The sequence below is a fragment of the Fodinicola feengrottensis genome (genome assembly GCF_039530045.1).
Taxonomy (GTDB): Bacteria; Actinomycetota; Actinomycetes; order Mycobacteriales; family HKI-0501; genus Fodinicola; species Fodinicola feengrottensis.
The window spans coordinates 54,570-78,349 of record NZ_BAAANY010000018.1 but is presented as its reverse complement, the minus strand read 5'-3'; the positions used below and the strand labels follow the sequence as shown (position 1 = coordinate 78,349).

Annotated in this window: 23 protein-coding genes; 15 read left to right on the top strand and 8 right to left on the bottom strand. The window is 66.1% G+C overall.

Annotated elements, in window-relative coordinates; genetic code table 11:
- Positions 1-7: 7 nt before the first annotated feature.
- The 4 genes from ABD301_RS22735 to ABD301_RS22720 all read left to right on the top strand — a co-directional run bounded on the left by ABD301_RS22735 (position 8) and on the right by ABD301_RS22720 (position 6,010).
- A complete protein-coding gene (locus ABD301_RS22735; RefSeq protein ID WP_163567980.1) occupies positions 8-952 on the top strand; it encodes a carbohydrate ABC transporter permease in 945 nt (314 codons plus the stop codon).
- Positions 953-958: 6 nt separating this feature from the next.
- Positions 959-1,855, top strand: a complete 897-nt coding sequence (locus ABD301_RS22730) for a carbohydrate ABC transporter permease (RefSeq protein WP_344312425.1) — start codon at positions 959-961, stop codon at positions 1,853-1,855.
- 39 nt (positions 1,856-1,894) lie between these two features.
- A complete protein-coding gene (locus tag ABD301_RS22725) occupies positions 1,895-3,535 on the top strand; it encodes a glycoside hydrolase family 13 protein (protein WP_344312423.1) in 1,641 nt (546 codons plus the stop codon).
- Positions 3,536-3,640: 105 nt separating this feature from the next.
- Positions 3,641-6,010 carry a galactose-binding domain-containing protein gene (locus ABD301_RS22720; RefSeq protein ID WP_344312419.1) on the top strand — a complete coding sequence of 790 codons (2,370 nt, stop codon included), beginning with the start codon at positions 3,641-3,643 and terminating at the stop codon, positions 6,008-6,010.
- A gap of 825 nt (positions 6,011-6,835) precedes the next feature.
- Here ABD301_RS22720 and ABD301_RS22715 read toward each other — a convergent pair.
- Both ABD301_RS22715 and ABD301_RS22710 read right to left on the bottom strand, forming a co-directional pair.
- Positions 6,836-7,873 carry an MBL fold metallo-hydrolase gene (locus ABD301_RS22715; RefSeq protein ID WP_344312418.1) on the bottom strand — a complete coding sequence of 346 codons (1,038 nt, stop codon included), beginning with the start codon at positions 7,871-7,873 and terminating at the stop codon, positions 6,836-6,838.
- The gene (locus ABD301_RS22710) at positions 7,870-8,361 is read right to left on the bottom strand and encodes a gluconokinase (protein WP_163568053.1); all 492 of its coding nucleotides are present in this window, start codon (positions 8,359-8,361) and stop codon (positions 7,870-7,872) included. The genes ABD301_RS22715 and ABD301_RS22710 overlap by 4 nt, the downstream gene beginning before the upstream one ends.
- A 119-nt stretch (positions 8,362-8,480) precedes the next feature.
- Here ABD301_RS22710 and ABD301_RS22705 point away from each other — a divergent pair, with 119 nt between their 5' ends.
- The 4 genes from ABD301_RS22705 (at position 8,481) to ABD301_RS22690 (ending at position 10,225) form a co-directional block, all read left to right on the top strand.
- On the top strand, positions 8,481-8,780 hold the full coding sequence (locus ABD301_RS22705) for a Dabb family protein (RefSeq protein WP_344312415.1): 300 nt from the start codon (positions 8,481-8,483) through the stop codon (positions 8,778-8,780).
- Between the two features lie 75 nt (positions 8,781-8,855).
- Complete coding sequence (locus ABD301_RS22700) at positions 8,856-9,257, top strand: DUF3224 domain-containing protein (RefSeq protein WP_163567982.1); 402 nt, start codon at positions 8,856-8,858, stop codon at positions 9,255-9,257.
- A 54-nt stretch (positions 9,258-9,311) separates the two neighbouring features.
- Positions 9,312-9,704, top strand: coding sequence for a VOC family protein (locus ABD301_RS22695; RefSeq protein WP_163567983.1), 393 nt, complete (start codon positions 9,312-9,314; stop codon positions 9,702-9,704).
- Between the two features lie 86 nt (positions 9,705-9,790).
- Positions 9,791-10,225: a hypothetical protein gene (locus tag ABD301_RS22690; protein WP_163567984.1), complete on the top strand. Its 435-nt coding sequence runs from the start codon at positions 9,791-9,793 to the stop codon at positions 10,223-10,225.
- 9 nt (positions 10,226-10,234) lie between these two features.
- On the opposite strand, the gene ABD301_RS22685 is transcribed toward ABD301_RS22690, so the two are convergent.
- Together ABD301_RS22685 and ABD301_RS22680 are read right to left on the bottom strand one after the other, a co-directional pair.
- The gene (locus tag ABD301_RS22685) at positions 10,235-10,912 is read right to left on the bottom strand and encodes a helix-turn-helix domain-containing protein (protein WP_344312413.1); all 678 of its coding nucleotides are present in this window, start codon (positions 10,910-10,912) and stop codon (positions 10,235-10,237) included.
- Between the two features lie 592 nt (positions 10,913-11,504).
- On the bottom strand, positions 11,505-12,527 hold the full coding sequence (locus ABD301_RS22680; protein WP_344312412.1) for an LCP family protein: 1,023 nt from the start codon (positions 12,525-12,527) through the stop codon (positions 11,505-11,507).
- A 114-nt stretch (positions 12,528-12,641) separates the two neighbouring features.
- Between ABD301_RS22680 and ABD301_RS22675 the strand changes: the two genes are divergently transcribed.
- The 3 genes from ABD301_RS22675 (at position 12,642) to ABD301_RS22665 (ending at position 14,860) form a co-directional block, all read left to right on the top strand.
- The gene (locus ABD301_RS22675) at positions 12,642-13,286 is read left to right on the top strand and encodes a LysE family translocator (RefSeq protein WP_163567986.1); all 645 of its coding nucleotides are present in this window, start codon (positions 12,642-12,644) and stop codon (positions 13,284-13,286) included.
- A 96-nt stretch (positions 13,287-13,382) separates the two neighbouring features.
- Positions 13,383-13,775: a GntR family transcriptional regulator gene (locus ABD301_RS22670; protein WP_163567987.1), complete on the top strand. Its 393-nt coding sequence runs from the start codon at positions 13,383-13,385 to the stop codon at positions 13,773-13,775.
- A complete protein-coding gene (locus ABD301_RS22665; protein ID WP_344312409.1) occupies positions 13,772-14,860 on the top strand; it encodes a DUF1648 domain-containing protein in 1,089 nt (362 codons plus the stop codon). The genes ABD301_RS22670 and ABD301_RS22665 overlap by 4 nt, the downstream gene beginning before the upstream one ends.
- Before the next feature lie 6 nt (positions 14,861-14,866).
- On the opposite strand, the gene ABD301_RS22660 is transcribed toward ABD301_RS22665, so the two are convergent.
- Positions 14,867-15,721, bottom strand: coding sequence for a hypothetical protein (locus tag ABD301_RS22660; protein WP_344312407.1), 855 nt, complete (start codon positions 15,719-15,721; stop codon positions 14,867-14,869).
- A gap of 151 nt (positions 15,722-15,872) precedes the next feature.
- On the opposite strand from ABD301_RS22660, the gene ABD301_RS22655 reads away from it, so the two are divergent.
- Entirely contained in the window at positions 15,873-17,222 is a 1,350-nt protein-coding gene (locus tag ABD301_RS22655; RefSeq protein WP_344312406.1) for an acyltransferase family protein, read from the top strand.
- 79 nt (positions 17,223-17,301) lie between these two features.
- On the opposite strand, the gene ABD301_RS22650 is transcribed toward ABD301_RS22655, so the two are convergent.
- Entirely contained in the window at positions 17,302-19,290 is a 1,989-nt protein-coding gene (locus ABD301_RS22650) for an acetoacetate--CoA ligase (RefSeq protein ID WP_344312405.1), read from the bottom strand.
- 102 nt (positions 19,291-19,392) lie between these two features.
- Between ABD301_RS22650 and ABD301_RS22645 the strand changes: the two genes are divergently transcribed.
- Both ABD301_RS22645 and ABD301_RS22640 read left to right on the top strand, forming a co-directional pair.
- Positions 19,393-19,605, top strand: coding sequence for an LbetaH domain-containing protein (locus tag ABD301_RS22645; protein ID WP_163567995.1), 213 nt, complete (start codon positions 19,393-19,395; stop codon positions 19,603-19,605).
- 11 nt (positions 19,606-19,616) lie between these two features.
- Positions 19,617-20,561, top strand: coding sequence for an LLM class flavin-dependent oxidoreductase (locus tag ABD301_RS22640; RefSeq protein WP_163567996.1), 945 nt, complete (start codon positions 19,617-19,619; stop codon positions 20,559-20,561).
- An 81-nt stretch (positions 20,562-20,642) separates the two neighbouring features.
- Here the strand turns inward: ABD301_RS22640 and ABD301_RS22635 are convergent, their stop codons facing one another.
- On the bottom strand, positions 20,643-21,848 hold the full coding sequence (locus tag ABD301_RS22635) for a cytochrome P450 family protein (protein WP_344312400.1): 1,206 nt from the start codon (positions 21,846-21,848) through the stop codon (positions 20,643-20,645).
- Positions 21,849-21,964: 116 nt separating this feature from the next.
- On the opposite strand from ABD301_RS22635, the gene ABD301_RS22630 reads away from it, so the two are divergent.
- Complete coding sequence (locus ABD301_RS22630) at positions 21,965-22,600, top strand: TetR/AcrR family transcriptional regulator (RefSeq protein WP_344312399.1); 636 nt, start codon at positions 21,965-21,967, stop codon at positions 22,598-22,600.
- Between the two features lie 382 nt (positions 22,601-22,982).
- Here the strand turns inward: ABD301_RS22630 and ABD301_RS22625 are convergent, their stop codons facing one another.
- A complete protein-coding gene (locus ABD301_RS22625; protein WP_163568000.1) occupies positions 22,983-23,747 on the bottom strand; it encodes a beta-ketoacyl-ACP reductase in 765 nt (254 codons plus the stop codon).
- Between the last annotated feature and the right edge of the window lie 33 nt (positions 23,748-23,780).

Sequence of the window (23,780 nt, the reverse complement as noted above, 5' to 3'; positions counted from 1 at the left end):
CCCTGAGATGACGTTGCTGAGCAAGCCCGCCACGACCGAACAGCCCGTGAGAGCCCCGAAACCCGCGTCCCGCCGCCCTGCAAAGGTACGTCGGGTCGTCACCGACAACCTGACCGCCTACGGATTCCTGTGCGCGGCGCTGCTCGTCTTCGCGACTTTCTCGTGGTATCCGATCGTCCGTGGCGTGCTGCTCAGCTTCCAGCAGGTCGACTTCGTCAACCCGCCGGCCTGGGTGGGATTCGACAACTTCCGCCGGCTCTTCGGCGATCCACTGTTTCTCACGGCCTGGCGCAACACCCTGCTTTTCACCGTGATGGCACTGGTCCTGGGCTTCGCGGTCCCGTTCGTCACCGCGGTTGTTCTCAACGAGCTGCGGCATCTGAAAGCGTACTTTCGGCTGGTCGTCTACCTTCCGGTGATGCTGCCGCCGGTGGTCGCGGCGCTGCTGTGGAAATGGCTCTATGACCCAGGTCCGGGCCTTTTCAACAGCGCGCTGCGGCTGCTCGGGCTACCGACGCTGAGCTGGTTGGACTCGACTACCACCTCGATGCTGTCGCTGGTGCTGGTCTCGACGTGGGCCAACATGGGCTCGGCGACGCTGATTTACCTGGCTGCGCTGCAAACCATCCCCAGTGACCTGTACGAGGCCGCCGAGCTGGACGGCGCGAGCCTCTGGCAGCGGCTGCGGCACGTGACGATCCCGCAGACCAGATTCGTGCTGTTGATCCTGCTGCTGCTCCAAATCGTGGCCACCATGCAGGTTTTCACCGAGCCGTACATTCTCACCGGCGGCGGTCCGCAGGACTCCACCGTGACGGTCCTGCTGCTGCTCTATCGCTATGCCTTCGTCTACAACGATTTCGGCACCGCGAGCGCGCTCAGCCTGGTGCTTTTCGTGGTGCTGGCCGGTTTCTCCGGCCTCTACCTGCGGCTGACCCGGAACGCGAGCTGAGGGACCATGACTGTCACCGCCACCAACCGGCCCGGCCGGACGCTCTTGTCGCCGGGAGTCCTGCGCAGCCGCCGCGGCCGAGCCGCGTACTGGCTCGTCCTCGTCCTGGTTTTCGTGGTCTTCACAGTCGCTTTCCTGCTGCCCATGGTGTGGATGTTGATCGGCGCCATGAAGCCGGCTCCGGAGCTGGCTCAGGTGCCGCCGACCATCCTGCCGCACTCGTGGCAACCGCAGACCTACCCGCAGGCCTGGGATTTCCTGGAGCTGGGCCGATATTTCGTCAACACCATCGTCGTCACAGTGGGCGCTTGGCTCGTACAGCTGGCGGTCGCGGTGCCGGCTTCCTACGCGTTGTCCAAGCTGCGGCCAAAACTCGGCAACGTGGTGCTGGGACTGATGTTGGCTACGTTGATGCTGCCCGCCTCGGCGGTGCTGGTGCCGACGTACCTCGTCGTCACGGACGTGCCGCTGCTGCATCTGAATCTGGTGAACACGCCCGCCGCCATTTGGCTGCCAGCGGCCGCCAACGCCTTCAACATCTATTTGCTGAAGAGGTTTTTCGATCAGATCCCCGATGAGCTGATCGACGCGGCCAAGATTGACGGCGCCGGGCCGGTCACCACGCTCGTCCGGATCGTCCTGCCGCTGGCCAGGCCCATCCTCGCGGTGGTCTCGATCTTCTCGGTGGTGGCGGCCTGGAAGGACTTCATCTGGCCGTTGCTGGTCTTCCCCGACCCGAACAGCCAAACGCTCAGCGTAGCCTTGCAAAGGGTCGCCTCCGACACCCCCATCAACCTGCTGCTGGCCGGTCTGGTGCTGACCTGCGTGCCGACTATCGCGCTTTTCCTGGTTTTCCAACGCCACATCCTCGCCGGTCTGACTGCCGGCAGCATCAAGGGCTGACTCGCGGGTTGGCATATAACCCCAAAGAAAGGCGTCCCGATGGCTCAGGACGACCGGCGATCCACCATGCACTGGTGGCGAAGCGCCGCAATCTACCAGGTCTATCTGCGAAGTTTCGCGGACAGCGACGGCGACGGCACCGGTGATCTCACCGGGCTGCGGCAACGGCTGCCCTATCTGGCCGACCTGGGCATCGACGCGATCTGGATCAGTCCGTGGTATCCGTCGCCGATGGCGGACGCGGGTTACGACGTCTCAGACTATCGTTCAATAGAGCCGGTTTTCGGGACGCTGGCGGAGGCCGAGACGGTTATCGCCGAGGCGCATGAGAAAAACATCCGAGTCATCCTGGACCTCGTCCCCAACCACTGCTCGGACGCCCACCCCTGGTTCGTCGACGCGCTCGCCGGCGGACCTGGGGCGCCGGCCCGCGAGTTGTTCTGGTTCCGGAACGGGCGCGGCAAGAGCGGCGAGCTGCCGCCGAACAACTGGGCGTCCCGATTCGGCGGCCCAGCGTGGACCCGGGTCACTGAGCCGGACGGCCAGCCCGGCCAGTGGTTTCTGCACATCTTCAGCCCCGAACAGCCCGACCTCAACTGGGACAATCAGCGGGTACGCAAGGAATTCGAGGATATTCTGCGGTTCTGGCTGGAACGCGGCGTCGACGGGCTCCGCATCGATGTGGCGGACGGACTGGTCAAGGCCGAAGGCCTGCCAGACGCGGCAGACCCGTACGGCGCGGTCACACCCTACTTCGACCAGGACGGCGTCCACGAGATTTACCGGTCGTGGCGCAAGATCGCCGACACGTACGACGGAAGTCGTGCCTTTGTCGGGGAAATGTGGCTCCCGGACCCGGAAAGGTTCGCCCGTTACCTGCGACCCGATGAGCTGCACTCAGCTTTCAACTTCGACTTTCTGTCCTGCCAATGGGATGCGAGCGCCTTGCGTCAGGTCATCGACAACACGCTCGGCACCCACGCACCAGTCAGCGCGGCGCCGACCTGGGTGCTGTCCAACCACGACGTGACGCGACATGTCACCCGCTATGGCAGGGAAAAGACCGGCTTCGACTTCGCCGATCGCCAGCACGGCGCACCCACCGATCGCGCGCTCGGGACTCGGCGCGCTCGCGCGGCGGCCATGCTGACAATGGCGCTGCCCGGCAGTGTTTACGTTTACCAGGGCGAGGAACTCGGGCTGTGGGAGATCGAGAACCTGCCCGACGAGCTGCGCCAGGACCCGGTCTGGGAGCGCTCCGGGCACACTGACCACGGCCGGGACGGCTGCCGGGTGCCGATCCCGTGGAGCGGATCGGCGCCACCGTACGGATTCAGCCCCGCCGGCGCGGACGCGTGCTGGCTCCCCCAGCCGGCCGACTGGGCGAATCACACGATGACCGCCCAAGCCGCCGATCCGGATTCGATCCTCAACCTCTATCGCCAAGCCCTTCGCTTGCGCCACACCGAAAAGGCGCTCGGCGACGGCGATTTGCGGTGGTTGGACGGCCTTCCCACCGACGTGGTGGCGTTCACCCGTGACCCGAATTTCGCCTGTGTAGTCAACCTTTGCGACCAGCCCATCGCACTTCCCGATCACCGGCACCTCCTGCTGGCCAGCGGCCCGCTGACCGGCACCTTGCTGCCGCCAGACACCACCGTCTGGCTCCGGCTCGGCTAGGCCGTGTTTGCGAACTTGGGAAACACGGCCTAAATCGCACAGCCCCGGGATCCACCTCTCGGGCGTGTCCGAGGCATCGCGCCTCGCAGTCGAAAGGGGAGCACCGTGTCCGAGCAGTACGCATCCCAGCAAGCTACGTCCCAGAGATCCGGGCCAGCGCCGGGATCGGCGTCCCGTACCAGCCTGATGGTCACTTTGCTGGCAGCCGGCCTCGCGGTCGCATTGGTCGCGCTCGGCCTGACCGCGGTCACCAGCGGCGCGGCCGCGGTGACGCGGTCGGCGAAGATCACCGGCAAGTCCGCACTGGCCATCCCCGGCCGGGGTGCGACCGTTCCCTTTACCGAGTACGAAGCGGAAAACGCGTCGACGAACGGGTCGGTGCTGACCTCCAGTCGGACCGCCGGAACGCTGGCCTCGGAGGGATCCGGGCGCTCCGCCGTCACCCTGAACAACAACGGGCAGTATGTCGATTTCACCTTGACCGCGGCCGCGAACGCCGTCGACCTGACATACAGCGTCCCGGACTCGGGCAATGGCTCGGACTACACCACGCCAATCGCGGTTTACGTCAACGGCAGCAAAAACCGTGACCTGACGCTGACGAACCGCTACAGCTGGTATTACGGCTCGTACCCGTTCACGAACAACCCCGGCGACGGCAAGCAGCATCATTTGTACGATGACGTAAGGACAATGTTCTCGTCCACCTTGCCAGCCGGCACCCACGTGAAGTTCCAGCGGGACGCGAGCTCGGTGGCGATCACCGTGGACACCACCGACTTCGAACAGGTGGCGGCGGCGATCGGACAGCCGGCCGGCGCATTGTCGGTCACCTCTTACGGCGCGGATCCCAGTGGCGCGGCCGATTCCGGTCAGGCCTTCACCAATGCGGTGAACGCCGCCTCCTCGCAGGGAAAGGTTCTCTATATCCCGCAGGGCACGTACACGATCAACCAGCATGTGATCGTCAACAACGTGACACTGCAGGGTGCCGGACCGTGGTATTCGACGCTGCATGGCAATGGCGTTGGGGTCTACGGAAACTACGCACCCAATCCCAGCTCGAACGTCCATCTGCAGGATTTCGCGATTATCGGCGAGACCACTGACCGCAACGATGGCGCGCAGGTGAACGCGATCGGCGGCTCGCTGGGCGGCGGCTCGGTCGTGCAGGACATCTGGATGCAGCACACCAAGGTCGGGCTCTGGCTGGACGGACCCTTCGACGGCCTTACCGTACGGAACAACCGGATCCTGGACATGACCGCGGACGGCCTGAACCTGCATGACGGCATCTCCAACACGACCGTCACGCAGAACTTCCTCCGCAACACCGGCGATGACGGGCTGGCCATGTGGTCCGACCAGAACGCCGACCACAACAACACCTTCTCCTTCAACACCGTGGAGCTGCCGATTCTGGCGAACAACATCGCCATCTACGGCGGCCACGACAACAGCGTCACCGACAATGTCGTGTCCGACACCCAAACGCAGGGCGGCGGACTGCACGTAGCCAACCGGTTCAACTCGGTGCTGTTGGCTGGCACCACGACTTTGGCTCGGAACACCACTTTGCGGGCCGGGGTGCTCGACCCGAACTGGCAGTTCGGTGTTGGCGCGCTCTGGTTCGACCCGCTCAACGGCGCGATGAACAGCACCATCAACGTCACTGACACCGATTTGCTGGACAGCTCGTACGAGGGCATCCAGTGGGTCGAAGGCAGCTCGGTCACGAACGTGTCGTTCACCAACGTCACCATCGACGGTGCCGGGACTTTCGCCCTGCAGCTGCAAACCAACGGCTCGGCGACCTTCACCAATGTCACCGCGGCGCACATCGGCTATGCAAACCCGATTTACAGCTGCCTTGGGAACGGCTTCACGATCAACCAGGGCAGCGGAAACTCCGGCTGGTACACCGCGACCCCGTACTGCGGCCCGTGGCCCGCGCCGGTCTACACCTATCCGGGCGGCGGCACCACCCCGCCACCCCCGACCAGCGCGCCACCTACCAGTGCCCCGCCGACCAGTCCGCCGCCCACCCAGGACCCAAACGCGAACCTGGCCCTCGGACACCCGATGACCGCGAGCAGCTTCACTGACGTTTATCCCTCCGGCAACGCGAATGACGGAAATGCCAACACCTACTGGGAAAGCCAGAACAACGCCTTCCCGCAGTGGTTGCAGTCCGACCTTGGCACCTCCACCAGCGTGGGCCGGATCGTCCTGAAACTCCCACCAGCAAGCGCCTGGGGCACTCGTACGCAGACGATCACCGTCACTTCATCCACGGACGGCTCAAACTTTGGGACAGTCGTCGGATCCGCCGGCTACACCTTCAACCCGGCAGCCGGCAACACCGCGACCATCACCTTCACCCCCAGAACGATCCGATACCTGCGCCTAACCTTCACAGCCAACACCGGCTGGCCCGCCGGCCAAACCTCAGAATTCGAGATCTACCACACCTAGCCTGAGTTTCCTAGGTAAGTTGATCTTCGGCTTTGTACGGGACCCAACCCCGCCGTCCCCACCCCGTGCGGGACCGTCACCTTCACCATCAAGTTGGTCAACTTAGACGGGACCCAGCCCCGTTCGGCGCCATCGGCCGCCAGGCCGATGTTGTCGCCCCTCCGGCAGGGGCGTCGGTCTCTCAAGGCCCCGCGGTCTTTGCGGGGCCTTGAGAGACCGACTCTCGTAGCCGTAGTCGACGGCGCCCGCGCCGAAGGCGCCAGAAACACAGGGCGCATCGGCAGTAACCATCGGAAAATCCCGCCCCCGCCACCGGTCTTTGGTGGCGGGGGCGGGATTTTCCGATGGCTGGTAGACGAGACGCCGCACCCTCACAGACACCGCCCTTAACCAGGGCGCTCATCTCCCCAGCACACACCGCCCTTAACCAGGGCACCCGTCCCGTTCCGCCCACCGCCCTTAACCAGGGCGCCCATCTCCGCAGCAAACACCGCTTTCAACCAGGGCGCTCATCTCCGCAGTAACACCGCTCTCAAACCACGGCCATCACTCCCCAAGCGCACACCGCCTTCAACCAAGACAGCCGCTTCCGCAAAGACCACACGTTGGTACGAGCGACGGCCAATCAATTCTTACCGAGACTCAAGTAGCACCAACCCGACGCCACGGCCTGCGGGGCCGTTTCACAAGCCCCAAACCCACACCCTGCGGGCCGTTTCACAACCCCATCCATCCACCCACCCGCAGGCCGAGCAATCAGTCAGGCGCACCTCAATGACCAGGCCCCATCGCCGCACGGTTGTCGCTCGTACGAACAAAAGATCGTCAAGCCATTTGGTAGTGCCGCACCCCGTCGGTATCAACAGACGTCAACCGCCTCTGGGCGACGAGTACGTCCAGATGGGCGGCGGTTTCCAGCACAGCGAGCATTTGGTTGAAAGGGTCCATGTCGACGAGGGAGCGTTCGCGGCGGGTCCATTTGAGGATACCGGCGGCCTGGTACGCGGTGGTGGCGCCGGACTTTATGGCCTCGAAAGACAAACCGAGTCGGCGGTCATGGTGGTCCAGGAGTTCGTCGACGCGGGCGTGGACGCTGGCGGCGGCGGGACCGTGGGCTGGCAGCATCGCCGTGTCCGGCATTTCCCGGACGAGCTTGAGTGAGTCGAGGTAGTCAGCGAGCGGCATGTCGCTCGGCGCGGCCTCGAAACCGATGGACGGTGTGATGTGTGGCAGCACGTGGTCGCCAGTGAAGGTCAGGACATTGCTGTCATCACGGAAAATCAGGTGGCCGCGGGTGTGCCCGGGCGTCGGGATCGCGACCAGCGCCCGCTCGGCGAGCTTGATGTCCGTACGGCCGTCGATCCACTCGTCCGGATATTCCCACAGGTTCGGCTCCGGTGGCGGCCGGTCCATTTTCCGGAACATCTCCAGGACCGGGCCAGCGTCGCAGCGTACGAGCTGATTGAGGTGACGGCGAAAACCTTGGCGGTCATTCGCGTTGTCGATGGACGTACGCTCGTCAATCGACAGCGCGACCTGATTTCCATAGGTCTGCCGGATGGCGATCGCCTGCGTGTAGTGGTCGCGGTGCACGTGAGTGACCAGAAACCGGCGAATATCAGGGAACCCGCAGTCAAGTGCGGCGATCGCCCGACCTAGCAGCTCCTGCGATTCGGCCAACGCCCAGCCCGAGTCGATCATCGTCAGCCCGCCGTCGTCGACGATCGCATAGACGTTCACCGCCCGCAGGCCGTCGTTGGGCAGCGGCAGCGGAATCCGGAAAACCCCGTCGGCCACTCGAAAAACCCCGGGCCGCGTCCAGTCGGACTCGGCCCCCTCCTCGCGTACGGTCAGCGCGCTCACCGGACCACCTCTCCCTGCTCCCGGGCCCGTTGTACGGCCCGATCGACGATCTCCCCGAGCGGGAGCTCGACCGACACCACCAGCCCCGGCTCGTCCGCCCCGAGTGGTTCGAGGTCGGCGAACTGGGACGCCACCAGGGAAGCCGGCATGAAATGGTTCCGCCGGTGCTCCGAACGATCCGTGACCAGCTCCTGCCGGCCGCTCAAATGCAGAAACCAGGTCGCCGGATTGTTGGCCCGCAACACATCTCGGTAAGCCCGCTTCAGCGCCGAGCAGGTGACGACCCCGCCGCCGACCTGGTGCTGGTGAATCCAGCCGGCGATCGCCTCCAGCCACGGCCAGCGGTCGTGGTCGGTGAGTGGTTCGCCGCGCGACATCTTGGTGATGTTCGCGGCCGGATGGAAGTCGTCCGCCTCGGCGAACGGCACTCCCAGCCGTTCGGCCAGCGGCCGGCCCACGGTCGACTTGCCGGACGACGAGACGCCCATGACGACCACCACTGTGTCTGCACTCACCTACTTGTCTTACCAGCCGGATACGCTACAAAGCGCGTTCCGTGCACTAGCCTGCTGTGGAATCAGCCACATCTGTCGAGACCGGAGCGCCCATGATCATGCACGCGGTGACCTTCACGTTCCGGCCGGACACGACTCCAGAGCAGGTCCGGGCGCTCGCGAAGGAGCTCGGCACGCTGCCGTCGCTGATCCCGGCGCTGCGCTCGTACCATTTCGGCGCGGACCTGCGGCTGCGAGACGGCAACGCGGACTTCGCGGTGGTCGCGGTGCTGGCCGACGAAGAGGGCGTTCGGGCGTATTTGGACCACCCTGAGCATGTACGGGTCGTCGAAACGCGGGTCAAGCCGATCGTCGCCACCCGAAGCGCCGTCCAGATGGCCATCGCTGACTGATCTCCACCGCGTACCTGACAGGATCTGACAGGTACGGACGACATGCTGGGGTCTCACCGAATGAGGGAGCCCCACATGAGCAAGCACGCGACCGCCGCCTTCACGTTGGACAGCTGGGACCAGGAGTCGGTGGTCGAGCAGGCCGGCGGCTCGATCGGCCAGGCCGCCGTCACGAAGACGTATTCCGGCGAGCTGACCGGTACGAGCGTGACGCGACTGCTGTTCGGTGCCGGCACCGAGGACTCCCCCGGCTATGCCGGGTTCGAGATCGTCACCGCCGACCTGCAGGGCCGGAAGGGGACGTTCATGCTGCACCACAACGCGGCGAGGGTCGGCGACGACCCGGACAAGGGCTTCTTCAGCCTGACCGTGCTGGCGAACTCCGGCACCGGCGACCTCACCGGCATCAGCGGTTCCGCGCAGATCACCGTCGCCGCCGACGGCGGCCACACCCTGGACCTCGACTACACGATCTGAGGGCGTCTGATTTCTTCAAGACCGGCGGCCAGGTCGGCTCGTACGGTTGCCGGCATGACACCAAAGTTTCGGGTTGTGGGGATCGTCGTCCAGGACATGGCGACGAGCCTGGCGTTCTATCGGCGGCTCGGGTTCGACCTGCCGGCGAAGGCGGATGGTGAACCGCATGTCGAGTACGAGTTGGCTGGCGGCCTGAAGGTCGCCTGGGACACCGTGGCGACCGTCGAGTCGTTCACACCCGGCTACCACCGACCGAAGGAGTCCGGGATCGGGCTCGCCTTCGAGTGCGACTCGCCGGCCGAGGTCGACAACTCGTACGACACCTTGGTCGCGGCGGGAGCCGTGGGTGAGCGCAAGCCGTGGGACGCGTTCTGGGGCATGCGTTATGCGAGCCTGCTCGACCCGGACGGCTACGGAATCGACCTTTTCGCGAACCTGTCCGGCTGAGCCGGGAACCGCTCGGCCCGCGGACGCGTCGAAGCGGTATGAGTACGGACATGGGACAGCGCCACAGGTACAGGCTCGCCGGGGTTGTGCTGGCGAGCGGGCTCGCCGCCGGACTGGTGGCGGGCTGCGGCCCGACGCACCCGCTGGTCAATCCAAGCCCGTCGGTCAGCCCAGGCACGGTGACCAGCCCGTCCGGCGGACCGTCGACCGGCACGCCCAGCCCCGGACCGAGTCAGTCCAACCAGCCCGGCCAGCCGGGCCGCCGACCGCCGGGGCGTACGACGCCACCGACCCCGATCCAGCAGCTGGAGACGCACGAGGGCACGGTGACCAACGGCGTGGAGCCGTCCTGCCTGATCCTGAAGGCGTCGGACGGCTCGTACGAGCTGCTGGGCGGCGACAAGGCAGTCCTGCGGCCGAACACCAAGGTGATCGTTCAGGGCTATCGCCCGAAGGGCCTGATGAGTCACTGCATGCAGGGCATCCTCTTCCAGGTCACCTCCGCCAAGAAGACCTCGTAACCCTTCGCGTCACACGAGACTGCCGAGCGGAACGCCGGCGAGGGATTTGACGTCGCGGGCCAGGTGGGGCTGGTCGGAGTAGCCGGTTTCGAAGGCGACCGTGGCGAAGGGGGTGCCGGCGCGAGCCGCGGCCAGCGCGCGGCCGAAGCGCAGGATGCGGGTCAGCGTCTTCGGGCCGTAGCCGAACGCGTGCCGGCAGCGCCGCAGCAGCTGGCGTTCGCTGAGCTCGGCGGCCGCGGCGATGGACGCCACCGGGCGGCCGGCACGCAACTGGGCGGCGATCGCGCGGGCTATCGGATCCGGCTCGTGGCCGGCGAGCGACTCCTCGGCGATCCGTTCCAGCAGCTGGCCGCGGTCGGCGAACGCCAGCCCGCTGAGTCTGCGGGCGCGAGCGGCCGGCCAGATGTCGGCCAGCGGCACTCGCCGGTCCAGCAGCTCGTACGCCGGTAGGCCAAGCACCGCCGGGCCGAGCCCGGGCCGGAACCGGATGCCGGTGAACTGCCGGCCGGGCGCCGCCGGACTCAGGTGCGCGACGGTGTCCGGGCCAGCAACCACCAGCTCGCCGTCGATCCAGATCAGGTCCAGGCAACCGTCCGGCAGCACCCGATGCTCAGCCGTCTGGTCAACAGCATCGATCCGCTTCCAGATAGCCGCTCCGGGCAGCCGGGACGTACGTTCCGCGTACACACCGCCGATAGTGCCACCACCACCGACAGTCCGCTCCCGCTGGCGTGCACATTCCGATGGTGCAAATCTGGCCGGTTTGAACGCGCGCTTGTCTCGCGCGCGCCTACTTACGTAGCAAAGTTCGCGACGCTGCTGCCGAGTGCGGCACAATGTCCCGCAGTCGATGTCGAGTGCGGGATTTTGTACTGCAGTCGATGATCCGGTGCCTGTCCAGTGGCAGCGCGACTTTCGCCGAGTGACACAAAAGTGCGTCGTTCGGCGCCCAGTGGCGCCATTGTGGTGTCACTCGCCGAACAACACCCATTTTGTGTCACCCGGCAAGGTGTCGCCGCGGTCCGCGGGGCGCCCGCGTGAGGACGGGAAAGGCCGCCGCCTCACCGCCTGAACGCGCGCTTATCTCGCGCGCGCGACAACTTACGTAATAAAAACCCGCCACCCACCCCCCACCCTTCTGAAAGGGCGGGGGCTCAAAATTTCACAACGGTACGACAGTTTCACGCCGCACCCTAGGTAGACCTGCACAATCGGAATCCGATTGTCACAACTGGTGTCCCGTGACCTGCGGAAATCGGTGGCGCTGCGACAATCGGACTTAAGCGCCGTGAGTGGGTGTATTGGGCGGATAGATCTTCCAGTACGGGCCGAAGTCGTCCGACTTGATCGCCGTGCCCAGCGCCTGCGACCACTTTGGATCCACCCGCTGGAATGAGTGCCCGTCGATCGTCATGCCACCGTCGTTGAACATCGAGCCGTACGTGACGGCCGACGGGCTGAGCTTCACCATCGCCTCGGCCAGCGCCTGCACCGGCATCCCCGGATCGACGGTGGTCGCCTTGGCCACGTCGGACACAGCCTGGTCGAGCCGCTTCAGATCGCCGGCCATACCGAGCTGGATGCCCTTGGTCATAAGTGCGTGCAGGAACTGCTGATGCCGCTTCATCCGGTCGAAGTCACCCTGCGGCAGGCCGTAGCGGTCCCGGACGTACATCTCGGCCGCCTTGCCATCGAGGTGGTTGACGCCGGCCGGCCAATGCACCCGCATCGCGGTGTCGTAGACCGCCTTGTCGATGGTCACGTCCACCCCACCAACCGCGTCGGTGGCCGTGTGCAGACCGCGAAAGCTCATCACCATCACGTGGTCGATGTGGATGCCGAACTGCTTCTCCACCACCTGCACCGACAGCGTGGCGCCGCCGTACGCCAGTGCCGCGTTGATCTTGGTGTTGCCGCCGTGCCACGGCCCGGCCGCTGGTACGTAGACGTACGAGTCCCGTTGGATCGACACCGCCGAAACGTGCTGGAAGTCGCGGTCGGCGTGCACCAGGATGACCGAGTCCGAGCGCTGCCCGGTGACGCCCTGATAGCCGCGCGTCCCGTCGTAGTTGTCCGATCCCAACATCAGGATCGTCATCGGACCAGTCACGTCCGCGGGCTTGGTATCGGACTCTGGCAGCAAATCCGCCCTGTTCACCATCGACGCGTACCGGCCGGCCAGCTCCCCCGCCACGATGTCCCGGAACATCACCGCCGTCACCGGCACCAGCGCGGCCGCCACCAGCAACAAGGTCAACGGCGTCATCGCCAGCAGGTTGCGCCGCCACGTACGTTTGGTCATCCGTATCCCCCAGGCCTGGTCCGAACCGCGCCAACATCAAACGCCGAAAACGGCATTCCCCGCAATTCGGGCTGAGCCAGGGCCCCGCGAACAACGTCGGGTAGCGTCGACGGGGTGACCAGTCTGAGTCTCGTTCTCGGGTTCGCGGCGACGGCGTTCCTGATCATCGTCGTGCCCGGGCCGAGCGTGCTGTTCGTGGTGAGCCGGGCCGTGTCGTACGGACGGCGGACGGCGTTGGTCACGGTGCTGGGCAACGCGGTCGGCGTCTATGTCGTGGTGGGAGCGGTCGCGCTCGGTTTGGGTGCGCTGATCCAGGCGTCGGATCTGGTGTTCACCGCCGTGAAGCTGGTCGGCGCCGGTTACCTGGTGTTCCTCGGCATCCGCGCGATCCGCGACCGACGGGCCTTGGCCAACGCCGCGGCGATGCCTGCCGAGCAGGTCAGGCGTACGGATCGGCAGGCGTTCCGGGCCGGCGTGTGGGTCGGCTTCTCGAACCCGAAAACGTTCATCCTCTTCGGCGCCATCCTGCCGCAGTTCGTGGATCGTACGGCCGGCCAGGCGTGGCTGCAGATGCTGGTATTAGGCCTGATCGCGGCCATCATCGGCCTAGCCGCCGACTCGGCGTGGGCACTCGCCGCCGGCGCGGCCCGGACGTGGTTGTCCGGCTCACCAAAACGACTCACGATGCTCGGTGGCGCCGGCGGAGTCACCATGATCGGCCTCGGCGTCAGCCTCGCCATCACCGGCCGCCACGACTAACCGCCACACCGTGTTTTGAAGGCTCGGCCACTGGGGAGACGTTTGCCATCGCCGCTTGCTTGTTCTATAACTTATAGAGCAGGAAGGAGGTGGCCGGTGATCCTCAACGTCGACCTGACCAGCGACACGCCGATTTATCAGCAGCTCAGGGACCGCATCGTGGAAGCGATCGCGGAAGGGGTGCTGACCGAGGGCAGTCTGTTGCCGGCCACCAGGGCGCTCGCCGCGGACTTCGGGATCAACTTCCACACCGTCAACAAGGCGTACGACCTGCTCCGCCAACAGGGCCTGATCCGGCTCAACCGCGGCACCGGTGCGGTGGTGACCCTCACGGTCGCGGACCCGCCGTTTCGGGCGGATTGGACCGCACGGGCACGGACCCTGCTGGCCGAGGCAGCCGCCAAGGGACTGCCACCCGAAGAGGTTCTCGCGACCTGTCGGTCCATGCTCGATTCATTCGGTGCCAACCAGCCAAAGGACACGCCATGACCATTGCCGCCGTCGCCCTGAGCTGCGGGTTGTCAGCACTGGTGCTCGTCATGGCTCTGGTGCTGCCGTCGGCCGCCAGCCGCACCGTGCCGTTCGGGGTCCGGGTGCCGGCCCAGCGGGCCGACGATCCAGCGGTGGCTGGGCAGACTCGTCTCTACCGCTGGCGAGTCCTCGGCGGCGGGATCGTCGTCGCCGCGGTCAGCGCGGCTATCTACGGCCTAACTGGCGAAACATTGCTGCTGCCCTTGTCGGTGCTGATGCTCGTCGGCGTCTGGTACGGCTGCTTTTCGCTGGCCCACCACGAGATTCGAGCCGCCAAAGCCGCCGGGGGCTGGTACGACGACCTGCGGCAAGGCATCGCGGTGGACACCGGACTGCGTACGGATCCACCACGGTTTCCCTGGCTGTGGCTGACGCCGGCGGTGATCGTCATCGTCGCGACGGCGGTAATCGGCGTGCTCAGCTATCCATCGATGCCCGCCATACTCGCCGTGCACTACAGCGCGAACGGCGTTCCCAACCGGTTGGCCGCCAAGTCGGTGGCCACCGCGTTCTCGCTGGTGTTCGTGCAAATCGGCGTGACCGCGCTGCTGGTGGGGATAGCGGCTGCCATCTTTTTCCGCAGCAGGCCGGACATCGACCCGGCGCGCCCGGTTGGTTCGGCACGCTGGCATCGCCACTACATGTCGCTGGGAGCCAAGGCGCTGCTCGGGCTGGCCGCGATGATCGACGTGGGAATGCTGGGGTCGTCCCTGCTGATGTGGACCGGGACGGTCACCCGGTGGGCCTCGCTGGTGGTCGTCATCCCGATCCTGGCCGGCGTCACGGTGGCTATCGTGGTCCTGGCCAGAAACAGCCGCCAGCGGGACGACGGTGAACCGGACACCGGCCTGACCCATCGGGACGACGACAAATACTGGCGGGGCGGCCTGTTGTACGTCAATCGCGACGACCATGCGCTGATGGTTCCGCGCCGCTTCGGCATCGGATGGACACTCAACTTCGGCAATCCGAGGACCGCGATGCTGTTGGCCGGCCTGGCCGCCCTGATCGCCCTGCTGATCACTCTCCGTCTCGCGGGCTGACCGACACTAGCTACCGTTTTTGGTGCCTTGACGTACATAGTTAATGCTGTGCGATGACTGGAATGTGTCGACGGGTGTCCGGACGTCCGGCACATACTCGGTGTTCCAGAGCGACGAGCGGACCACCCCGGCCGGTGGTTGGGCGAAACCGGGGACGCCCGCCGGAGCGTTGGCGGCGATCATCGGTGCCATCGTTTTCGCCAGTTTCAGAGCTGATTCCAGTGCGCCAACATGCCGGCTATGAGCTCTGGTCGCCACCTCCAGGTGGCCGTACTCGAATCGCATGACACCGAATCTGGCCGCCGAGATCAACGCCTGGCTGTGGTCGGTCAGGAGCACGCTGCCGTCCGCGAGCGATCCGGCCTTGACCCGGAAACGACCGTCGAAGCGCCGGTCGCCGGTACTGATCATCGTCCAGTTGTCCGGTGGCTCATCCGGCCCGGCAACAGGACGGTATCGGCGCACGTCCAGCCGGAACGACGACTCCGTCGAGGATGTCATCCGTACCAGGCCAAAGGTGCCACCGACGCCGGAGAGCGCCGGTGCAATCGACACCCGCATCCCGTCGATCTGGCCGCACAGTTCGATGCCGGGAAGATCCTCGCTCTGCCGAATGGCGAGCCCCCACCTGCCGGCGAGCTTGCGCAGCCCAGACTTGGTCACTCCGCCGCGCCGCGCGGTAAGGATGGCCACCGGAACGAAGAGTACGAAAATGACCATCATCGCGCCGCCGATCACGGTCGTCAGGTTGGCCGTGTCCTTGGTGGGAATGCCCGATTCCGGCGAGGCAAACCAATACAGCGCGCAGCAACCCGCGCCCTGAACAAGAAAAAACAGGACCAGCCATCTGACCACTCTCATCAGGGGATGATATTTCGCGATCGCCAAAATCAGCCGCCGCGGCCGTTGGCTTGTCCCCATCTCCGCCCGTACGGGCATCGAGTAGTTGTACCTAGACGATCATCGCGGTTGTGCTCATGGAATCCGACGGCCCGGCCGGCAGCCTGAAGACATGACAACAACGACTGTTCCGAGCGCGGCCGCGCTGGCCGCCGCCACCGGGAACGACCGCGACAGGTACGTCGACTTTCTTCGGGTGTTCTCGATTGGTGCGGTGGTGATCGGCCACTGGTTCATGGCACTTTTGTTGGCACACAACGGAGTCGCGATCGCGAAGACCTTACCGGCGCAGCTGGTGACATGGCTCTGGCAGGTCATGCCGCTGTTCTTCTTCGTCGGCGGGTTCTCGCACGCGGTGACGCTGCGATCGATGCGTCGGCGCGGCGGTACGACCGCGGATTTCCTTCGGTCGCGGGTGTTGCGGCTGCTGCCGCCGGTGGTGCTGATGGTGGGCTGCTATGCGGTGCTGTCCATCGTGCTGGAAATCGTCGGGTGGGCGGACGGCCCGTACGCGCTGGCCGCCGAGACGGTCACCGGTCCGCTCTGGTTCATCGGGGTCTACCTCGCGGTTTCGCTGCTGGCTCCGGTGATGGACCGACTGCACCGGCGGTTCGGCGCGCGAGTGGTCGTTTTCCTCGCCGTCGCGGTGGCCGCTGTCGACATTCTCCGGATCTCCAGCGGTGTCAACGAAATGGGACTGCTGACCGAGTTGCTGGTCTGGTTGACGATCCACCAGCTCGGCTTCTGCTACGCCGATGGTTCCTTGGTAGCGGCTGGAAAACGCTTCCTGGCGTCGATGACTTTCGGGGCGCTCGCGGTGACGGTCATCCTGACGCTTGTCACTCACGCGTACCCGGTCACGATGGTGAGTTTCGGCGGCAGCGGCGCGGCGAACACCAACCCGGCCGACCTGGCCCTGCTGTCCCACGGATGCTGGCTCGTCGGGTTGGCGATGCTGCTCCGGCCGGCGGTTAACCGGGTACTGCGCAACCGTCGCATATGGACCGGTGTGATCATCGGAAATGGCGTCATCATGACGGTTTTCTGCTGGCACCTGACCGCGACCTTCCTGGCCGAGGGCGCTCGGCTGCTCACCGACATCGTGGTGCCGGCCGCCGGCGGCCTCGCCTGGTGGACGCTCGCGCTGCCGGTGTGGCTGGTCGCCTGCGGTCTCGCGCTGGTCGGTCTGGTCGCGATTTTCCGCCGGTTCGAACGGATCGCGATCGCGCCGGCCTCCCGACCAGGGACAGCCGCGCAACTGGCCGCGATTGGCGGCACCGCGCTGAGCGCCGCCGGAATGTTCGCGGTGGCGCCGATCGGCCTGACCGGACTGCTGGCACTGCGTACGGAGGCGGTGGACGGCGTTCCGATGACCGGTTTCGGCGCGCTGGCACTGATTTTCGCCGGAGTCACCCTGCTGGTGCTGAGCGGAGCTCGTCGGGAAAAGCAACTATCCGCCTGATCACCGGGACCTCGCTTTCGCGAACTCGACGTTGCCTGCACCGGCGACCAGCGGAACGTCGAGTTCGCGAAGGTCTGTCTCAGAGGGTGGCCGCCAGGCTGACGAAAGTGTCCAGCGCGGCCGGGTTGCCCAGCGCATCCCGGCTGACCGCTTTTTCTGGCGCCACTCCGGCGAGAATCCTCTTCACCGGCACCTCACACTTCTTCCCGCTCAGCGTCCGCGGGATGTCGGCGACCACGAAATACCGGTCCGGGACATGCCGCGGTGACAGCTCAGTACGCAGCGCGGCCTTCAGTTTCGGCTTCAACGCTTCAAGATCCGAGTGCGGCGCCAACACCAGAAAGCACCACAGCTCACCGTCTGATGTGGACGGTCCCAGCGCGGTGGTGTCGATCACCAACGAGTCAAGAACCTCATCGAAGCCCTCCACCACCCGGTAGAACTCGGCGGTCCCCATGCGTACGCCACCACGGTTGAGCGTCGAGTCGCTGCGACCGAAGATCACGCACGAACCGCGCTCGGTCAGCATGAACCAGTCACCGTGCCGCCATTTTCCCGGGTACATCTCAAAATACGCGGCGCGCAGGCGGGAACCGTCTGGATCGTTCCAAAAGGACACCGGCATCGACGGCATCGGTCGGGTGACCACCAGCTCGCCGACCTCGCCGATGACGGGCTGGCCGGATTCGTCGTACGCGTATGCCGCCGCACCCAGCGCCGCGCACGACATCTCCCCCATCCACACCGGAACCGTCGGCGCGGAGCCGACAAAGGCCGTGCACAGGTCCGTCCCACCGGACGTGCTGGAGATCTGTACGTGCTCGCCGACGGCCTCCGCGATCCAGCGGAAACCCTCGGTGGACAGCGGTGATCCGGTGGACCCGAGCACCCGGATGCCGGTCAGATCCACCTCGTCGCGTGGCCGCAGCCCCTTTTTCAGACAGGCCTGGATGAAAGGCGCGGACGTACCGAAATAGTCGATCTTCTGCTCGGCGGCCAGGCGCCACAACACGCCGAGATCGGGGTAGGCCGGATTTCCGTCGTACAACACAATCGTGGCACCCACCAGCAAGCCGGAGATGAGGAAGTTCCACATCATCCAGCCGGTCGTGGTGAACCAGAAAAACCGCTGACTGGGGCCCAGATCGCCGTGCAGGCCCAGAATCTTCAAGTGCTCCAACAGAATTCCGCCCTGGCCCTGGACGATTCCCTTGGGCAGGCCGGTGGTGCCGGAGGAATAGAGCACCCACAGCGGGTGGTCGAAGTCGACCGGCTCGTACGCCGGGTTCGCGCCCGCATTCTCGTCGAGGAATCGTTGCCAATCCAAGGTTCCGGCCAGCTCGGCGGATCCTTCGACGTAGTCGATGAGAACAGTGTTCCGTAGACTCGGAATCTCGTCCCGCAGGCGCTGAACCGTCGGCGTGACGTCGAAGGTTTTGCCGTTATAGCAGTAGCCGTTCACGGCTACCAGGACAACCGGCTCGATTTGCGCGAACCGGTCGAAAATCGCCCGCGGCCCGAAATCCGGTGAACACGACGACCAGATCGCGCCGAGGCTGGCCGCGGCCAGGAAAGCGACCAGCGTCTGCGGACAGTTCGGCGCGAGCGCGACCACTCGGTCACCTTTTCGCACGCCGAGCCCTTGCAAACCGGCCCGCGCGGACGCCACCTGCGACCGCAGCTCGGCGACCGTCAGTTCGGCGGAAAGGCCGTCCTCGCGCCGAAAAACGACCGCGACATCGGTGTCCGTACGCCCCGGCAGCGCACGCAGCGCATGCTCGGCGTAGTTGAGCCGCGCACCTGGAAACCAGCGCGCACCGGGCATCGAGTCGTCCGCCAGCACCCGCTGGGCCGCACGGTGAAACCGTACGTCGAAGAATTGGGCGGCAGCGCCCCAAAATCCCTCCAGGTCGGTGACCGACCAGTCGTGCAGCGCGGCATACCCGCCGAGCGGATCCGCCAGCTCGACGCCACGGTTGTCCCGCACCCAGGCGGTGAACGCGGCGAGCTTGCTGCCCGCGGCCCGCTCCGGGTCGGGCGACCAGAGGATCTCGGGCTGCTCCGACATCGGCGACTCCTCAGCTGTGGTGACCGGCGCCTCATTCTCACCCACCGACGGTTTTCCGCGAGTCCGTTGTGACCGATCACCGCTGTGCGAGGATGGCCGATCATGGGCGAGCAAGAGGACACCCTCATCCGGGCGCCGCTGCGGATCGAGTACGGCTCGCTGCTGTGGGTGGGCGCGCGGACTTTTATCAACAACGAGGCTCTCATCATCGACTGCGCACCTGTACACATCGGCTCGGACGTGCAGATCGGGCCGCGAGTGCTGCGTACGGTGCAGACCGGTGGACGTACCGAAGGGATCCCGGAACCATGGTGACCATAGGAACAATGTTTCCCTGTGGCGTCTCGCCGCGGGAGCTGCCGGCGTACGCGCAGGACGCCGAGCGGGCCGGGTTCGGCGAGCTGTGGGTGGTCGAGGACTGCTTCTTCGGCGGTGGCATCGCCGCAGGTGGCGCCGCTCTCGCCGCGACTGAGCGGATCGCCGTCGGCATCGGTATCCTGCCGGCCGCGGCCCGAAACGCCGCCTTCACCGCGATGGAGCTGGGCACCCTTGCCGAGCTTTATCCGGGCCGGCTGATCGCTGGGATCGGGCACGGCGTGCCGGACTGGATGCGCCAGGTGGGCGCGTGGCCAGCGTCGCCGTTGGGGCTGCTGGAAGAGCATCTGACCACGGTCCGGCAGGTGTTGGCCGGCTCGGGCGTCAGCACTTCGGGTCCTTATGTGAATGTGCGGGACGTACGACTGGTACATCCGCCGGAGATCGCGCCGCCGGTGCTGGCCGGCGTTCGCGGGCCTAAGTCGCTGGCGGTGGCCGGGCGGGCCGCGGACGGCACGATCCTCGCCGAACCGACGCCACCGGCGTACGTACGCACCGCGCTGTCGCAGATCGCCGCGGTCGGCGCCCACCAGCTGGTGGCCTACTCGCTGTTCGCCACCGACGCCGACCCGGCAGTCGCGCTGGAAACCGTCCGACCGAAGGTCGGCTCCGCGCTGGCCGGTCCCGCCGCGGACGCCCACCTCGCCGGCCAGCCGTTCGCGGACGAACTCCGCTCCCTGCGCGGGTCGACGAGCTCAGCGGCGGAGTTCACCGCCGCGCTCCCGGTCGAGTGGTTGCGCGCGCTCGCTGTCGTAGGGACGGTCGACGACTGCGTGGGCCGCTTGGATGAGCTCTCCGAAGCCGGCGCCGACTCCGTCGTACTCGTCCCCTCCGGCGATCTCGCCGCCCACCTGAGCGCGGCTGCCCCCGTACTCGCCGCCCTCCACGCTCTGTAACCCTCGGTCTGCCTCATCGACGCGATACGTGCGTCCAGCGCACGCATCGCGTCGATGCGGCAACCTCAGGGTGACAGAGCGTTAGAGGTGGACGGGGAGTTCGCGGAGGCCGTGTACGAGAGTGCTGCGGCGGTGCAGGAGGTCCTGCGCCGGTACGGCCAACGAGATGGCCGGGAAGCGGCGCAGCAGCGCGCCGATCGCGACCTGGCCCTCCATCCGGGCGAGCGACGCGCCGAGGCAGAAGTGCAGGCCGTGGCCGAAGGACAGGTGGCCGCTGGTGTCACGGTCCGGATCCAGCCGGGACGGGTCGGCGAACTTGTCACTGTCCCGGTTCGCCGAGCCGGTGGACAGGATCACCATCGCGCCGGCTGGGATGACGGCATCGCCGATGCGTACGTCCTCCGCCGCGAACCGGATGGGTGCGTTGTGCACCGGCGAGTCCCAGCGCAGGAACTCCTCGACGGCGGCCGGCAGCAGAGCCGGGTCGGCCAGCAGGCGGTCGCGCTGCTCAGGGTGGGTCAGCAGGCCGAGCATGCCGTTGCCGATCAGGTTCGCGGTCGTCTCGTGACCGGCGATGAGCAGCATCATCGCCATCGCCACCAGCTCGCCGGGCGACAGCCGGTCGCCGGAGTCCGAGACCTCGATCAGGGCGGACAGCAGGGCACCGTCCGGCTCGGCCCGCTTGCGCTCGATGAGCTCGGACAAGTACGCCCCGAGGTTCGCGCCGGCCTCGTGCTTGTCGGATTGGGGGTTCTCGTCGACCATGGTCGCCGACCACGCGCTGAAGGACGGGCGGTCGGCGGCCGGTACGCCCAGCAGCTCGCAGATGACCTCGACCGGCAGCGACACCGCGTAGTGGTCGAGCAGGTCGACCCGACCGTCGACGACGTGGCTCGACAGCTCGTCCAGCAGCCGCTCAGCGATTGCCTCCACGCCTGGACGCAGGCCGTTGATCCGTCGTACGGTGAAGGCCTTGACCACCAGTTTGCGCAGGCGTGTGTGGTCCGGCGGGTCGGTCAAGATCATCATCGCGCCGCCGCCGACGTTGGCGATCGGAGCGGCGGCCCGCATCTCCTCCGGAAGCGTCCAGCGATAGTCCTTGGACAGCCGCGCGTCCAGGAACGCGGCCTTCACGTCCTCGTACCGGGTGACCAGCCAAGCCGTGCCACCCTCGGGCAGTGTGGCCTCGTGCACCGGCTGCTCGGCGCGTAGGAAGTCGTACGTCGGATACGGGTTTTTCCAGTACGAGTCGGAGAACAACTCGGCGGCAGGCTCGGTGACGGTCATCGTCGTACCAGCTCCTGCTCGGCCACTTCGGTCACGGGCACTCCTTCACCACTCACGGTCGTCGATGTCTGACGTTAGAAACTGACACGAGTCAGTGTCAAATATCGTTCCCGTCGATGCCGTGCGACACTGCCCAGGTGGGCACAGTGGTGGAGCCGAACGGCCGCTCTTACGGTGGCCTCAGCCCGCAGCGGCGCGAGGCCGAGCGGGTCGCCCGGTTCGTCGACGCGGGCCTGGAGGTGTTCGGTACGCAGGGCTTTCACGCCGCCACAGTGGACGCGGTCTGCGCGGCGGCCGGCCTCACCAAGCGCTATTTCTATCGGGGGTTCGGCTCGATGGAGGCACTGTTCCACGCCGTCTACCTGCGTTGCGCGGACTCCTTCATGCGGATGGCGATGAGCGTCGTCGACGACCCGTCAACCGACGCGCTCGCCTGCCTGAACCAGTTTCTCGCCGAGATCGAGTCGGACCCGCGGATCGGCCGGGTGATGCTCGTGGAAGTCTTCGACATCAGCCCGACGACGTACCAACTGTGGCGTAAGACGATGAGCACTTTTGAAGACATGACAGCGAAATCGATCGGCGACCGTACGGGCGTCAACACCGCCCTGGTGGCACACGGCCTGATCGGCGCGATGCACTACATCGCCCGCGAATGGCTGGAATCCAGCTACGCCCAGCCCCGCGCCGAGGTGGCGGCCAGCTGCAACATCCTCTTCGCCGCCGTACACACCAGCCTCGATACCCAGTAGGCCGAACTTCGATTACTGAGAGCGCCGGATTGGGCCGCCTATGTGTGCTTAGCGCGAGGTTGGTGTGGTTCTGGTCGGCGACTGCGGGATAATGTCCTGCATTCGACGTCGAGTGCAGGACATTGTCCCGCACTCGATGGGCTTCGCGGCCCGCGTCGTGGGAGGCCGCCGAGGCGAGACGAGGAACTCCAGCACCTACAGCCCCAAAAACCTCAAGACACGCAAAAATTTTTCGTCTCCGCGCGTCCTCAAACCCACCCCCCACCCGATTTGGGTGGGGGCCAATTTATACCAGGGGGTACGACAGTTTCGCGCCGTAGCGGATACTTCGATGGAACCAGGACTGACGCACGCATCGCGTCGAGGAGGACAGAGTCCGGGGTCAGGTGAGTTTGCGGCCGCCGTCGACGTAGATGATCTGGCCGGTGATGAACGACGACTCGTCGCTGGTGAGGAAGGCGATCGTGTTGGCGATGTCCTCGGGCTGGCCGACCCTGCGTACCGGCGTGATCGACGCGGCCTGCTTCTGCAGCTCCTCGGGCGTCACCCCGACCCGGCGGGCGGTGTCGTCGGTCATGTCGGTCGCGATGAAACCAGGCGCGACCGCGTTCACGTTGATGCCGAACGGGCCGAGCTCGATGGCGAGCGTACGAGTGAAGCCCTGCAGCCCCGCCTTGACCGCGGAGTAGTTGGCTTGGCCGCGGTTACCCAGCGCGGACACACTGGACATGCTGACGATCTTGCCGTACTTGCGCTCCACCATGTACTTCTGGACGGCCTTGCTGGCCAGGAACGCGCCCTTCAGGTGCACCGCCACCACGGTGTCCCAGTCCTGCTCGGTCATCTTGAAAAGCAGGTTGTCGCGGGTCACGCCGGCGTTGTTGACCAGGATGTCGACCGAGCCGAACTCCTTGGCCAGCCGGTCCACCGCGGCGGTGATCTGCTCGCCGTTGGACACATCGGCGCCCAGCGCGATTGCCTTACCGCCAGCCGAAGTAATGGCGTCCACAGTGGACGCGCAGGTCGACTCCTCCAGGTCCAGGACGCCCAGCGCGGCGCCGTCGGACGCGAGCCGGCGAGCCACCGCCGCGCCGATCCCGCGGGCGGCTCCGGTCACCAGTGCGACTCTCTGCTCAGGTGTGGCCATCGGGTCGTGTCACCTCTCGGTTCAGGGGGCGCT

Bases quoted from the DNA above. Each gene is read 5' to 3' on its own strand.
- ABD301_RS22735 (WP_163567980.1), top strand. From the start codon at position 8: ATGACGTTGCTGAGCAAGCCCGCCACGACCGAACAGCCCGTGAGAGCC.
- ABD301_RS22730 (WP_344312425.1), top strand. From the start codon at position 959: ATGACTGTCACCGCCACCAACCGGCCCGGCCGGACGCTCTTGTCGCCG.
- ABD301_RS22725 (WP_344312423.1), top strand. From the start codon at position 1,895: ATGGCTCAGGACGACCGGCGATCCACCATGCACTGGTGGCGAAGCGCC.
- ABD301_RS22710 (WP_163568053.1), bottom strand. From the start codon at position 8,361: ATGGGCGTCTCGTCGTCCGGCAAGTCGACCGTGGGCCGGCCGCTGGCC.
- ABD301_RS22705 (WP_344312415.1), top strand. From the start codon at position 8,481: ATGATCATGCACGCGGTGACCTTCACGTTCCGGCCGGACACGACTCCA.
- ABD301_RS22700 (WP_163567982.1), top strand. From the start codon at position 8,856: ATGAGCAAGCACGCGACCGCCGCCTTCACGTTGGACAGCTGGGACCAG.
- ABD301_RS22695 (WP_163567983.1), top strand. From the start codon at position 9,312: ATGACACCAAAGTTTCGGGTTGTGGGGATCGTCGTCCAGGACATGGCG.
- ABD301_RS22680 (WP_344312412.1), bottom strand. From the start codon at position 12,527: ATGACCAAACGTACGTGGCGGCGCAACCTGCTGGCGATGACGCCGTTG.
- ABD301_RS22665 (WP_344312409.1), top strand. From the start codon at position 13,772: ATGACCATTGCCGCCGTCGCCCTGAGCTGCGGGTTGTCAGCACTGGTG.
- ABD301_RS22660 (WP_344312407.1), bottom strand. From the start codon at position 15,721: ATGAGAGTGGTCAGATGGCTGGTCCTGTTTTTTCTTGTTCAGGGCGCG.
- ABD301_RS22655 (WP_344312406.1), top strand. From the start codon at position 15,873: ATGACAACAACGACTGTTCCGAGCGCGGCCGCGCTGGCCGCCGCCACC.
- ABD301_RS22650 (WP_344312405.1), bottom strand. From the start codon at position 19,290: ATGTCGGAGCAGCCCGAGATCCTCTGGTCGCCCGACCCGGAGCGGGCC.
- ABD301_RS22645 (WP_163567995.1), top strand. From the start codon at position 19,393: ATGGGCGAGCAAGAGGACACCCTCATCCGGGCGCCGCTGCGGATCGAG.
- ABD301_RS22640 (WP_163567996.1), top strand. From the start codon at position 19,617: ATGTTTCCCTGTGGCGTCTCGCCGCGGGAGCTGCCGGCGTACGCGCAG.
- ABD301_RS22635 (WP_344312400.1), bottom strand. From the start codon at position 21,848: ATGACCGTCACCGAGCCTGCCGCCGAGTTGTTCTCCGACTCGTACTGG.
- ABD301_RS22630 (WP_344312399.1), top strand. From the start codon at position 21,965: ATGCCGTGCGACACTGCCCAGGTGGGCACAGTGGTGGAGCCGAACGGC.
- ABD301_RS22625 (WP_163568000.1), bottom strand. From the start codon at position 23,747: ATGGCCACACCTGAGCAGAGAGTCGCACTGGTGACCGGAGCCGCCCGC.